The sequence below is a fragment of the Mucilaginibacter sp. P2_A5 genome (assembly GCF_056404995.1).
Genome location: NZ_JBFUCY010000013.1, coordinates 95,162 through 108,173, shown reverse-complemented (window position 1 = coordinate 108,173; position 13,012 = coordinate 95,162). Strand labels below are relative to the sequence as shown.

The window sequence follows — 13,012 nt, the reverse complement described above, 5'->3', positions numbered from 1 at the left end:
TGTTATTCAAAATAATTTAGCGTCGCAAAGCCGCCCTTTTTCAAATACTCGTCCTTTTTTACCAAATGCAAATCAGACTGCATCATATCGGTAACCAGGGCCTGCAAATCATATTTAGGTTTCCACCCTAATTTTTCGAATGCCTTTGTGGCATCGCCAATTAACAGATCTACCTCGGTAGGCCTAAAATACCTGTGGTCAACCTTAACTACGGTTTGCCCAAACCTTAAAAAATCGAGGTTTAAACCAAGTTCAAAAGCACGTTGTTCATCAATATCAATAATCACGCCGCGTTCGTACTCGTCCCGGCCGCTAAATTCAACTTCGATGCCTAATTCGTTAAACGCCATTTTTATAAAATCGCGCACGGTAGTGGTTACACCAGTAGCTATAACAAAATCCTCGGCTTTGTCCTGCTGCAGCATCAGCCACATGGCCTCAATATAATCTTTGGCATGCCCCCAGTCGCGTTGCGCCGATAGATTGCCCACATACAGGCAATCCTGCAAACCTAATGCAATTTTTGAAGCCGCACGTGTAATTTTACGGGTAACAAATGTTTCGCCCCGTATAGGGCTTTCATGGTTAAATAAAATGCCATTGCAGGCATACACGCCATAGGCTTCACGATAGTTTACGATTATCCAATAGGCATACATTTTGGCCACCGCATACGGCGATCTTGGATAAAAAGGTGTGGTTTCGCTTTGTGGCACGGCCTGTACCAGGCCATAAAGCTCGGATGTGGACGCCTGGTATATTTTTGTTTTTTTGGTAAGATCAAGCAGCCTTACCGCTTCTAAAATACGGAGTGTTCCTATTCCATCAGCATTAGCTGTATACTCGGGGGTATCAAAACTTACCTTAACATGGCTCTGCGCAGCCAGGTTGTAAATCTCATCAGGTTGTACCTCCTGAATCAGCCTGATCAGGTTTGTAGAATCGGTAAGGTCGCCGTAATGAAGTTTAAATTTCACATTAGCCTCGTGCGGATCGGTGTATAAATGATCAATCCTGTCGGTGTTTAATAACGACGATCTTCTTTTTACGCCATGTACTTCGTAGCCTTTTTTTAGCAAAAACTCAGCTAAGTATGCGCCATCCTGACCAGTTATGCCCGTTATTAAAGCTTTTTTCATCAATATTAAAATGCTGATACTTCTATATTACAATATTATCCAATTTAATTGTAAAAACAGCCATGGGGTACAAATCAAATTGTCGCTAACGGACTATTTGGGCTAAAGCCCTTAACTTCCAATTTATGCTTATCCGCCCCTTAAAAGGGACGGCAGTGAATGATTTAATTCATTGCCGTTGGCTTCAGCCAACGGACAAAAATCCAACAGAAATGGGGCTTTAGCCCAATTGACAGATATAAATCGGTAACCTTCGGCATTATTCGTTTAGCGACAATTTGATTTACGCCCAGCCATTGGAGCCATACATAAGTTGTTTTGATTAAAGTGTTATATGGGTTTCCCCGCGGCGTTATGAGTTATCCCTGTACTTCATAGTGGTCAATTTATTAGGCTTTAGGTACAGGTAATCGTTTTTAAAATCAAGGATCATATTAAAACGTTTTAACAAATCATTGCCCAAATAGTTTATCTCAAAACCTGACGGATTTTTAGCGCCTAATATTAGCGTAGGGATATCTGTAAGGTTAAAGCTGTTTAAATTAAAGGCCGGCGATAATACTGTCCTTGTTTCATATTCTGTTCCTCGCGGATCGTGGAGTACAACGGTGCGAATGAGTTTTAAATTGGCGGCAAATTTTTCTGTCGCGGCCCACGTGCTATCTAAAATGATGGCTTGTTCGGAGCCGATGTCCATGCTGAAATTACCTGTATGCTTTTCGCCGTTTAACACAAACGTGCCTTTAACATAGGGGAACGATCGCGCGAACATCATTTTTGATTTAACATACCCTTTTAAAGCCGGGGGTAATACAGAATGAATAATCAACAAATTACGATCATAATCCACCTCTACCTGTTTGCCTTCAAACACATTCCAGCCAATACGGCCATCCATTTCATGTGCCGTTATGTTGGTGGTAAGTACCTCTGGGTTGTTAACAACCAGGTTACCCATTTGCAGCTTAAAAACCTTATTAAGCTTATTGTAATTGGGCTTGGTTTTACCGGCCAGGGCATCGGGCTGATTTGATAATAATTTTGTTTTGTGCAATATGGCATCCCTGGTTAAATGAAAATCAAAAGAGCTGATATCAAAGTGCAGGTTTAATGTATCGGTATTGTTGATAACGGCAACTACCTTAATGGCGTTAAAACCGGTAAGTGTAAAAGGGATGGTATCATGTGTAACTGCCTTATTTTTTATTTTATCATCGGGCGGTATGGCACTGGCAATTTGGGTGTAGCAGGAATCTTGACCATTTAACAGGATAATAAAATTGAACCTTGTACCCGGTTTTACTTTTACACTGATGGAATCAATATCGGTATAAAATGTAACCCATTTGGTTTTCCGGGTTCTATCAGCAGTAAAAATATCGGGCCTGGCTGTTGGCGAAAGCGACCATACATTTTTATCAAAGTAACCACCATCGTTTATCGATACACTTTTAGATGTAGCTTTTATAACAGGCAATTTTGATTGCGCCAGGGTTTGTTGGGCAACAAGGAGCGATAGAAAAAGGCAAATATATTTCATGGTTAGGTTGAATTTCGTTAAAACGCGACAATTCAAATATACGTATACTTGCTTATAACCGAACAATGCGACAGCCCGGGTTTGTTATGGTACATCATTTAAAAGCGTTACCTTTAACATCATGAGCACCGCCAAAGAAAGCCGCTATATTAACGCTGCCCTTGATAGCTATCGCGAAAAGCTGGATACCATTCCCGATGAACAGTTTGCCGAAACGCCGCCTGGCGGAGGGTGGTCATATGCCGAAGTTTACAGCCATATATTACAGGCTACTTTAGGTTCGTCAATAGCGTTGGAAAGGTGCGCGCATGGCAGTTGTCCGCCAACTAAAGATGGCGTGACATGGGGAGGCCGGATTTTATTGCTGTTGGCCCGGTTTCCGAAAGTAACAGCGCCTGCAATGATCAACGAAAAACTGCCGGCTGCAAAAATAACCAAAGAGGACGCCAAAAACCTGATCATCAAATGCCGTAAGCGAATGGAAGCTACCGCACCGCTTATTGATGCATCGTCGGCAGCAAGCCGCTATAAACATCCACGGCTGGGTATGCTTAACGCCAGGCAATGGTTCAGGTTTATCCGGATACACCTGGAGCATCATTTAAAACAGTTGGAACGTATCAAAAATAAATTATCGCAGGCTTGAAACCTTTTACATTTAACAGAGTCTTAACGGTATGATAATGTTAGGTTTCTGATATTTGTAAAAATCATTGTGATGAATTTTGAATACACTTATTTGGTTGTTATAGCTTTGCTGTTGTTGGTAGGTATCTTCTATATCAGCCCATATGAATTAAATGTTAATGAGGACGAAGACGACGAATAATCGTTTTTTAAATATTTATTTAAAATTCAATAACCGGCAAAACCTGCCGCCTGTGCAATTAACCCCCTAATTTTAATGGCAAAACGTGAAGTAGATATTGTAGTAATATCCGATGTGCATCTTGGTACTTATGGATGTCATTCAAAAGAATTGCTTAAATATTTAAAAAGCATTAAGCCTAAGATACTTATCCTAAACGGCGATATCATTGATATCTGGCAGTTCAGTAAATCGTACTGGCCCGAGGCGCACATGAAAGTGGTTAGGCGCATATTAAAATTTGTTACCGAGGGTATCCCGGTATATTACCTTACCGGTAACCACGATGAGATGCTGCGCAAATTCGCCGATTTTGACCTCGGTTCTTTTCAGTTGCTCAACAAAGTAGTACTAAATATTGATGGTAAAAAAGCCTGGATTTTCCACGGCGATGTATTTGATGTTACCATGCAGCACTCCAAATGGCTGGCCAAACTGGGCGCGGTAGGTTATGACACCCTGATACTTATCAACAGCTTGACCAACTGGTTTTTAACCGCTTTGGGCCGGCAAAAAATGAGCTTTTCGCAAAAGGTGAAGGCCAGGTTTAAGGAAGCTGTAAAATTCATTAATCAATTTGAGCAAACCGCTGCCGACCTGGCCGTTGATAAAAATTACCAGTACGTAATTTGCGGCCATATTCATCACGCCGAGATCAGGGAGATAGAAAATACCAATAAAACGGGCTCTGTACTTTATCTTAACTCGGGCGACTGGGTTGAAAGCCTTTCTTCGCTCGAGTATCAAAATGGCAGCTGGACGATTTTTAAATACAATCCCGAAGAATTTAATACCGATGCCGATGAAGACGATAAAACCGATGCCGAAGATCTTGATGCCAAAATGGACGTAAAAAATCTTTTAGATCGGTTCAGGCAAGAGACGGAGTAGGGGGGCAGCAATTTTTTTCGCGTTATTAAGTTACTGTATGTACACATTTGCTAATTAAACCGAAGGTCGAACTAACCGGGAGGGGGAATGTGCGCAAGTGGCGGGGATAAATTGTGCACCAGCTGCATTTTGAAGCTTGTTCGACACTAAAATCGTTCAAGATTTTTTGCGGCACCCAAAAGATGGTTTCCCTTCGCGGTACCACTCTTTATCCTTTAGCTCAATTTCCCTTTTTTTATTAATACTATAATACGGGGTGTTAATTGCCTTAGTTATTCTCTGTTAAAATGGTAACAAACGTTTAACATCAATAAAATTTCATTTAAAAATCATAATCCATCAAAATTCCTACTTTTGCAGCTGAATTTTATTGATACATTATGAGCATCACACGAGGACCAATTTCGCAGTTTATTGAACGCAACTATCTGCATTTTAACTCCGCAGCATTAATGGATGCCGCCAAGGGATATGAAACCCACCTTGATGAAGGCGGTAAAATGATGGTTACCCTTGCAGGCGCAATGAGCACCGCCGAACTGGGAATTTCATTGGCCGAGATGATCCGCCAGGATAAAATTGCCATTATCTCCTGTACCGGGGCTAATCTTGAAGAAGACATCATGAACCTGGTAGCGCACTCGCACTATAAAAGGGTGCCCAACTACCGTGATTTAAGCCCGCAGGAAGAATGGGATTTGCTGGAGAACCACTACAACCGTGTTACCGATACCTGTATTCCCGAAGAGGAAGCTTTCCGCAGGCTGCAAAAGCACATCCATAAAATATGGAAAGATGCTGATAACAGTGGCGAGCGTTATTTTCCGCACGAGTACATGTACAAGATATTGTTAAGCGGCGAGCTGGAGCAATACTATGAGATAGATCCTAAAAACTCATGGATGCTGGCCGCTGCCGAAAAAAACCTGCCTATTGTAGTACCCGGCTGGGAAGATAGCACCATGGGCAACATTTTTGCATCATATATTATTAAAGGAGAGCTTAAGGCCTCGACCATGAAAAGTGGTATTGAATACATGGCCTGGCTTGCTGATTGGTATACCAAAAATTCATCGGGCAAGGGCATAGGCTTTTTCCAGATAGGAGGGGGCATTGCAGGCGACTTCCCGATATGTGTTGTACCTATGCTTTACCAGGATATGGAGATGCATGATGTGCCTTTCTGGAGCTATTTTTGCCAGATTTCGGATTCAACAACATCATATGGTTCTTACTCGGGCGCAGTACCCAACGAGAAGATAACCTGGGGCAAGCTGGATATTCATACGCCCAAGTTTATTGTTGAGAGTGATGCCACTATTGTAGCCCCCCTGATATTTGCCTGGATACTAAAACAATAAAGATATTTATAATCGATTTTGATGTAAAACCATCAAAAGATTTTCAAAATGATATAAATATGCTTTAAAGAGTATTTAAATGGCATTTTTCTATTTATTTAGAACGATTATAAATTATAGGTTACTGTCATTTATGTGTCAGCGATACTGTAATAAATTTTACTTTTGTGGCTGTAAAAAGCAGATGGATCATACATCTTTACAGCAGAATAAAACATTAATATAAAAATTATTTAGCATAAATACACTTTATGAGAAGTTTCTCATTGATTTTTAAACAATTCTCAAGGTCGGTTTTACTGATTGTTGGGTTTGCTTTCTGGGGTTTTTCTGCTGCTTACGCGCAAGCCGATGCTGCTAAGGGCGAAACCATTTTTAAATCCAAATGTACAGCCTGCCACAAGATCGATCAGGTAATGGTTGGCCCGGCCTTAGGTCCCCAGCTTACCCAGGAAACAGATGATAAGTATCTTATCAAATGGATTCAAAACAACAAAGCACTTATTGCAGCCAACAATCCGAAAGCTGTTAAGGTGTTTAACGAGTTTAACCAGGCAAACATGACCGTGTTTGCAGAACTCAGTGACGCGGATGTAAGCAATGTTATTGCTTATGTGCGTGCCGATTGGAAAACAATGCAGGACGAAAAGGCAAAAGCCCCTGTTGGTCCTGTTGAAGCAAAAGGCCCGAGCGAATTGGTTGTTTGGGGCTTAGTTGGTATTGTTATTATAGCGTTCATTTTAATACTTGTATTAAACAGGGCTGCCGGTTCGTTGGAGCGGGTGTTGGCCAGCAACCCAAACATCGTTGTTGAAGAAGAGCCAACCGCTGCTGATAAAAACGTACTGCTTAAAAAAATCCTTAAAAATAAAAAACTGGTATTCTTTATACTGGTTTGCGGCACCATTGCTATGGGCAGCTGGGGATGGGTTACCTTGTGGAACACTAACGTGCATACAGGTTACCAACCGGTACAGCCAATAAAATACTCGCATGAGCTGCACGCCGGTACTATGAAAATAGATTGCCAGTATTGCCACACAGGTGCATACAAATCAAAAAATGCTTCTATCCCATCATTAAACGTGTGTATGAACTGCCACAAGGTTGTTAAAACCGAATCGGCAGAGATACATAAAATCTATGATGCCTTAGGGTACGATCCAAAAACTCAAAAATACGATAGCACTGCAGCCAAGCCTATCCAATGGATCCGCGTTCACAACCTGCCCGATCTGGCTTACTTTAACCACTCGCAACACGTAAAGGTTGCCGGTATTAAATGCCAGGCTTGCCACGGTCCTGTTGAAACCATGAAAGAGGTTTACCAATACTCGCCGCTTACCATGAAATGGTGTGTTCAGTGCCACAAACGTACCGAAGTTAACGCCAAAGGCAACGCTTATTACGACAGCATACTTGCAGCACATGATAAGATTAAAAAAGGCGAAAAAGTTACTGCCGCTGTTTTAGGTGGTATCGAGTGCGGTAAGTGCCACTATTAATAAATAAGAATTTAGCATTACAGTTTATATAGCTTAAATGGACAGCAATAAAAAATACTGGAAAGGTTTAGAAGAACTAAACAAAACCCCAGAATTTGTTGAGAAAAATAAAAACGAGTTTGCAGAGCCTATCCCTATCGAGGATGTGTTAAGCGGATCTGGTTTATCGGCTAAAACCCCACGCCGCGACTTTTTAAAGGCGCTTGGCTTTGGTGTTGGCGCTGTTACGCTGGCCGCTTGTCAAAAAGTGCCTGTACACAAATCAATCCCTTACCTTATAAAACCTGAGGAAGTTACACCTGGTGTGGCCAACTACTACTCTTCATCTTATGAAGGCCAGGCTATTTTGGTAAAAACCCGTGAAGGCCGCCCTATTAAGGTAGAAGGTAACCCTAACGATATTTTTGCAAAAGGTGGTTTAAGCGCGCAAGGCCAGGCTTCGGTGCTTGATTTGTACGATGTAAACCGTACCAAAGATCCTAAGATCAATGGCGACGACGCGGCATGGCCGGAAGTGGATGCTTTTGTATTACGCGAGCTTGCCGCTGTTGCAGCGTCAGGTAAAGGCATTCGTATCATTACTTCAACAGTACACAGCCCATCTACCTTAGGTGTTATTGCCGATTTTATTGCAAAATACCCAACTACAAAACATATCAATTACGATGCGGTATCATACACCGGTATTATCCAGGCTAATCAAAATAGCTTTGGTAAAGCGGTATTGCCACATTATAACTTTGATAAGGCAGAGGTGATTGTAAGCTTCGGCGCCGATTTCCTTGGTTCATGGATCTCGCCCGAGGAGTTTACCCGCCAGTACGTATCAAACCGTAACAGCAAATCGCTTGAAGCAAAGAAAATGTCCCGCCACATTCAGTTTGAGGCAGGAATGAGCTTAACCGGTACCAATGCCGATAACCGTTTCCCGATTAAACCATCTGAAGAAGGCATTGCTTTATTAAGCTTATACAATGCAATTGCCGGTACAAGCCTGGCAGGTGCAAAAAAATTAAGCAATAAAGCGGCCGATACTGCCATCACTTTGGTTGCTAAAGAATTATTAGCGGCAAAAGGTAAAGCGCTGGTTGTTGCAGGTTCAAATGACGTTGCTACACAAACTTTGGTGAATGCTATCAACTCATTATTGGGTAGCTACGGCAGCACTATTGATTTAGATAACCCATCAAAACAATACGCCGGTAACGACCAGGATTTTGTTGGCTTTGTAAACGAATTAGCAGCAGGCTCAATAGGAGCAGTATTTTTCCTGAATGCCAACCCCGCTTATGATTACTTTAAAGCAAAAGAATTTACCGAGGCACTTAAAAAAGCACGTTTAACCGTATCTTTTTCAGATCATGGCGACGAAACCGCTTTGCTATCAAAAGTAGTAGCGCCAAATCACCATTATTTAGAGTCATGGGGCGATGCCAACGCTGTTGAAGGTTACTATACCGTTATACAGCCAACCATCAACCCGGTTTATACTACCCGCCAGGCCGAGCATAGCTTATTGGTTTGGGCCGAGAACCCGGTTAAGGATTACTACACTTACGTACGCAATACCTGGGATAAAGGCTTATTAGCAAAAGGTGGCTTATCCGGTCAAAAAGGATGGGAAAGCTTATTGCAGACAGGAATGGTGAAAACTGCCCCTGTAGCTGCCGGAGCATATACTTTCAGCCATGATTTAAATGCGGTAGCGCAGACTATTATCGACCATAGCAACAGCCTTGTATCGGGCGATAAATTTGAATTACAGGTTTACCAATCGGTAGGTATGGGCGATGGAAAACGCGCCAACAACCCATGGTTACAGGAGTTGCCAGACCCGGTATCTAAAGTTACCTGGGATAACTTCGCGGCCATGTCGATGACTGATATTCAGAAATTGGGTTTTGAAGAAGGTGATGTAATCAAAGTAGAAGCTAACGGCTATTCGGTTGAGGTTCCTGTATTGGCACAACCAGGCCAGGCACAGGGCACTATATCCATTGCTGTTGGTTACGGCCGCGTTAGCGCAGGCCCTGTTGGTAACAACGTTGGTAAAAACGCTTTCCCTTTCTACAGCTACCGTAACGGTACCTTCCAGACTACCGCGGTTATTACCGACTTCAAAAAAACAGGTATTATATCGCCGCTTGCGCAAACACAAACCCACCACTCATACGAGGGTAGGAGCGTTATCCGCGAGGCCTCATTCACCGCATACAAAAAGAACCCTGCTGCCGGTAGCGGTAACGAGGGCGAACATAAAGAATACGACAAAACATCGCTTTGGGATGATCATGACCGCCCTGTTTATAACTGGGTTATGGCTATTGACCTTAACGCCTGTACCGGTTGCGGCGCCTGCGTTGTAGCTTGTAGCGCCGAGAATAACATCCCGGTTGTAGGTAAAGACGAGGTTAAACGCCGTCGTGAAATGCACTGGATTCGTATTGACCGTTACTACAGCTTTAACGATCATGGCGACAGCGAAGAAGCGATAACCAAAGAGAAAGATATTGCCAAACTTACCAACTTTGATAACGTATCGGTTGTTCACCAGCCAATGCTTTGCCAGCACTGCGACCACGCACCTTGCGAAACAGTTTGCCCGGTATTAGCAACCGTTCACTCATCAGAAGGTTTAAACCAAATGGCTTACAACCGTTGTATAGGTACACGTTATTGCGCAAATAACTGCCCTTACAAGGTACGCCGCTTTAACTGGTTTAACTACTGGAACGATTCACGTTTTGATAATTACCTGAACAACGAGCACACTCAACTGGTATTAAACCCGGATGTTACTACCCGTTTCCGTGGGGTAATGGAAAAATGCTCTATGTGCGTTCAGCGTATCCAGGCCGGTAAGTTAAAAGCCAAAATTGAAAAACGTCCGCTTAAAGATGGCGAGATCAAAGTTGCCTGTCAGCAAACCTGCTCGGCAAACGCTATCGTTTTCGGTAACGCGAATGACCCTAACTCTGAAGTTTCAAAAGCATTAAAGAGCGAAAGAACTTACTACGTACTTGAAGAGTTAAACGTACAGCCAGGTATCGGTTACCAGGTTAAGGTTAGGAATTTATCAGAATTAGAGGCTTAAATTTTTTATATACAGATAACAAAATATATGTCATCTCATAGTGAATCAATAATAAGGGAACCGTTAATTACGGGTGAAAACATCACCTACGGTCAGATTACTGACGATGTATTACGCCCCGTAGAAAATATGCCAGGTAAAGCCTGGTGGATCGGTTTTAGTGTAGCATCATTAGGCGCGCTGCTTTGGGTGGTTGCTATCAGCTACACATTTTGGTTTGGAATCGGCGCCTGGGGTTTAAATAAAACAGTTGGATGGGCATGGGACATTACCGGTTTCGTGTGGTGGGTAGGTATCGGTCACGCCGGTACGCTTATCTCGGCGGTATTGCTGTTGTTCCGTCAAAACTGGCGTAACTCTATCAACCGCTCGGCCGAGGCGATGACCATCTTCGCGGTAATTTGCGCCGCCACCTATATCGGTGCGCACATGGGCCGCCCTTGGATGGCTGTTTATTCGTTACCATTGCCAAACCAATACGGCTCATTATGGGTAAACTGGAACTCTCCGCTTATCTGGGACGTATTCGCGATATCAACTTACTTCTCGGTTTCATTGGTATTCTGGTACACAGGTTTATTGCCTGATATCGCTACCATCCGTGACCGCGCAACTGGTTTACGCCGCCGCATATACTCTGTGTTGTCATTTGGTTGGACAGGTTCAGTTAAAACCTGGCAGCGTTTCGAGACCGTGTCATTAATTTTGGCAGGTATCTCGACACCACTGGTACTATCGGTACACACCATTGTATCCATGGACTTTGCAACATCACTGGAACCAGGATGGCACACTACCATCTTCCCTCCATACTTCGTTGCGGGTGCTATCTTCTCGGGTTTCGCCATGGTGCAAACCTTGTTGTTAGTTGCACGTAAAGTATTAGGATTAGAAAACTACATCACCATGTTCCACATCGAATCGATGAATAAAATCATCCTTTTAACAGGTTCAATTGTAGGTGTGGCTTACTTAACCGAACTTTTCATCGCATTTTACTCGCAAGCCGAGTACGAGCAATACGCGTTCATGAACCGTATATCGGGACCGTACTGGTGGGCATACTGGAGCATGATGACTTGTAACGTAATTACGCCGCAATTATTCTGGTTCAAAAAAATCCGTACCAATATTCCATTGGCCTGGACACTATCTATCGTAGTAAACATCGGTATGTGGTTTGAGCGTTTCGTAATTATCGTAACCTCGCTGCACCGCGATTATATCCCTTCAAGCTGGGCTATGTTTTATCCAACCTGGGTTGATGTGAGCATCTTTATCGGTTCAATCGGTTTATTCTTTACCATGTTCCTTCTGTTTGTAAGGGTACTGCCTTCAGTGGCTATGGCCGAGGTAAAACTGATCCTGAAAAGCTCAAGCGAGCAAGCTAAGAAAAAATTACTTGCAAGTGGCCATGTTGAACCTGCCGAGGCTGAGTTCTACATCAATTCATTAGGCAAGTTTGATAGTGTTGACCAATCATCATACGAAAAAGTATAAAAATGAGTAGCACCAAATATATATTAGGAATTTTTGATGATCCCGATGATCTGATGCACGGTATCGACAAATTACAAAAAAATAGCGTCCCTATTTACGATGTTTATTCGCCATGCCCTATTCACGGTATCGATGCTAAATTAGGCATTAAAGATTCGCGCCTGGGTTATGCAGCTTTCATGTTTGGCTGTTTAGGCGGCACCATCATGTTCAGTATGGTTTATTACATGCTGGTACACGATTGGCCTATCAACATCGGCGGTAAAAACTTTTTTGCCATCCCCGATTTTGTACCGGTAACCTTTGAGTGGACAGTATTATGGACCGCTTTTGGTATGACATTTACCTTCTTTTTTGCCACGCACCTTTTCCCGGGCCGTGCGCCAAGAGTAATGGACCTGCGTGCCACCAACGACAAATTTGTTATTGCCATTGATGCAAAAGGTAACACACCACACGCAGATATTGATAGTTTATTAAAAGAAGCAGGAGCTGTAGAAGTTAAGCATAACGACAGAAAATATGTTAGCTATGAATAAGATTAAAATAATAGGAACATTAGTTATGATTATCGCTGCTTCGATAATTGTAACATCATGCAAAGATAAAAGGAGTACAGGTTGGGAATATGCGCCTAACATGTATGAGCATACCGCTTACGATCCGGATCAAAAGAACAATCAATTTAAGGATGGTAAAACAGCACAGGTACCACCGGCCGGAACAATCCCGGTAGGTTTTACCAAATTTGACTATCCTAATACCAAAGAAGGTTATGAACTGGCAAGTGTTGAGGTTAAAACTGTAATTGCACAAACCCAGGCAAACTACACAGAAGGTAAATTACTGTTTACGCATTTTTGCTCACCATGCCACGGCGAAAAAGGCTTGGGCGATGGTGAAGTTGTAAAACATGGTTACCCACCTCCGCCATCTTATTCGGGTGGTCAGTCATCACGTGGTGGTGCCATGAAGGATTTAACAGACGGTAAAATTTATCATACCATTACTTACGGTGTAAACGCGATGGGATCTTATGCTTCGCAGCTTAGTCCCGAAGAGCGCTGGAAAGTGATCATGTACGTTCACCATTTACAAACTTTATAAGAAATAA

The 13,012-nt window shown here is 42.7% G+C and carries 10 protein-coding genes; 8 read left to right on the top strand and 2 right to left on the bottom strand.

Annotation, left to right across the window (positions count from 1 at the left end; genetic code table 11):
- Nucleotides 1-2 precede the first annotated feature (2 nt).
- Both gmd and AC1DXF_RS13110 read right to left on the bottom strand, forming a co-directional pair.
- Nucleotides 3-1,139 carry a GDP-mannose 4,6-dehydratase gene (gene gmd, locus AC1DXF_RS13115; protein ID WP_477449189.1) on the bottom strand — a complete coding sequence of 379 codons (1,137 nt, stop codon included), beginning with the start codon at nucleotides 1,137-1,139 and terminating at the stop codon, nucleotides 3-5.
- Nucleotides 1,140-1,491: 352 nt separating this feature from the next.
- Nucleotides 1,492-2,679 (bottom strand): hypothetical protein, encoded by a 1,188-nt coding sequence (locus tag AC1DXF_RS13110; RefSeq protein WP_477449188.1) that lies wholly within the window; start codon nucleotides 2,677-2,679, stop codon nucleotides 1,492-1,494.
- 121 nt (nucleotides 2,680-2,800) lie between these two features.
- Between AC1DXF_RS13110 and AC1DXF_RS13105 the strand changes: the two genes are divergently transcribed.
- From AC1DXF_RS13105 to AC1DXF_RS13070, 8 genes are all read left to right on the top strand, one after another.
- Complete coding sequence (locus tag AC1DXF_RS13105) at nucleotides 2,801-3,325, top strand: DinB family protein (protein WP_477449187.1); 525 nt, start codon at nucleotides 2,801-2,803, stop codon at nucleotides 3,323-3,325.
- 258 nt (nucleotides 3,326-3,583) lie between these two features.
- Entirely contained in the window at nucleotides 3,584-4,438 is an 855-nt protein-coding gene (locus tag AC1DXF_RS13100) for a UDP-2,3-diacylglucosamine diphosphatase (protein ID WP_477449186.1), read from the top strand.
- A 380-nt stretch (nucleotides 4,439-4,818) separates the two neighbouring features.
- Nucleotides 4,819-5,799, top strand: coding sequence for a deoxyhypusine synthase family protein (locus tag AC1DXF_RS13095; protein ID WP_090642359.1), 981 nt, complete (start codon nucleotides 4,819-4,821; stop codon nucleotides 5,797-5,799).
- 251 nt (nucleotides 5,800-6,050) lie between these two features.
- Nucleotides 6,051-7,304 carry a c-type cytochrome gene (locus AC1DXF_RS13090; protein ID WP_477449185.1) on the top strand — a complete coding sequence of 418 codons (1,254 nt, stop codon included), beginning with the start codon at nucleotides 6,051-6,053 and terminating at the stop codon, nucleotides 7,302-7,304.
- A gap of 37 nt (nucleotides 7,305-7,341) precedes the next feature.
- Complete coding sequence (locus AC1DXF_RS13085) at nucleotides 7,342-10,398, top strand: TAT-variant-translocated molybdopterin oxidoreductase (protein WP_477449184.1); 3,057 nt, start codon at nucleotides 7,342-7,344, stop codon at nucleotides 10,396-10,398.
- Nucleotides 10,399-10,425: 27 nt separating this feature from the next.
- Nucleotides 10,426-11,898, top strand: a complete 1,473-nt coding sequence (gene nrfD / locus AC1DXF_RS13080) for an NrfD/PsrC family molybdoenzyme membrane anchor subunit (protein WP_477449183.1) — start codon at nucleotides 10,426-10,428, stop codon at nucleotides 11,896-11,898.
- A gap of 2 nt (nucleotides 11,899-11,900) precedes the next feature.
- Nucleotides 11,901-12,437 carry a DUF3341 domain-containing protein gene (locus AC1DXF_RS13075; RefSeq protein ID WP_477449182.1) on the top strand — a complete coding sequence of 179 codons (537 nt, stop codon included), beginning with the start codon at nucleotides 11,901-11,903 and terminating at the stop codon, nucleotides 12,435-12,437.
- Entirely contained in the window at nucleotides 12,421-13,005 is a 585-nt protein-coding gene (locus tag AC1DXF_RS13070) for a c-type cytochrome (RefSeq protein ID WP_477449181.1), read from the top strand. The genes AC1DXF_RS13075 and AC1DXF_RS13070 overlap by 17 nt, the downstream gene beginning before the upstream one ends.
- The last annotated feature ends 7 nt before the right edge of the window (nucleotides 13,006-13,012 follow it).

Coding starts and splice junctions, on each gene's coding strand:
- gmd (WP_477449189.1), bottom strand. CDS start 1,139: ATGAAAAAAGCTTTAATAACGGGCATAACTGGTCAGGATGGCGCATAC.
- AC1DXF_RS13110 (WP_477449188.1), bottom strand. CDS start 2,679: ATGAAATATATTTGCCTTTTTCTATCGCTCCTTGTTGCCCAACAAACC.
- AC1DXF_RS13105 (WP_477449187.1), top strand. CDS start 2,801: ATGAGCACCGCCAAAGAAAGCCGCTATATTAACGCTGCCCTTGATAGC.
- AC1DXF_RS13100 (WP_477449186.1), top strand. CDS start 3,584: ATGGCAAAACGTGAAGTAGATATTGTAGTAATATCCGATGTGCATCTT.
- AC1DXF_RS13095 (WP_090642359.1), top strand. CDS start 4,819: ATGAGCATCACACGAGGACCAATTTCGCAGTTTATTGAACGCAACTAT.
- AC1DXF_RS13090 (WP_477449185.1), top strand. CDS start 6,051: ATGAGAAGTTTCTCATTGATTTTTAAACAATTCTCAAGGTCGGTTTTA.
- AC1DXF_RS13085 (WP_477449184.1), top strand. CDS start 7,342: ATGGACAGCAATAAAAAATACTGGAAAGGTTTAGAAGAACTAAACAAA.
- nrfD (WP_477449183.1), top strand. CDS start 10,426: ATGTCATCTCATAGTGAATCAATAATAAGGGAACCGTTAATTACGGGT.
- AC1DXF_RS13075 (WP_477449182.1), top strand. CDS start 11,901: ATGAGTAGCACCAAATATATATTAGGAATTTTTGATGATCCCGATGAT.
- AC1DXF_RS13070 (WP_477449181.1), top strand. CDS start 12,421: ATGTTAGCTATGAATAAGATTAAAATAATAGGAACATTAGTTATGATT.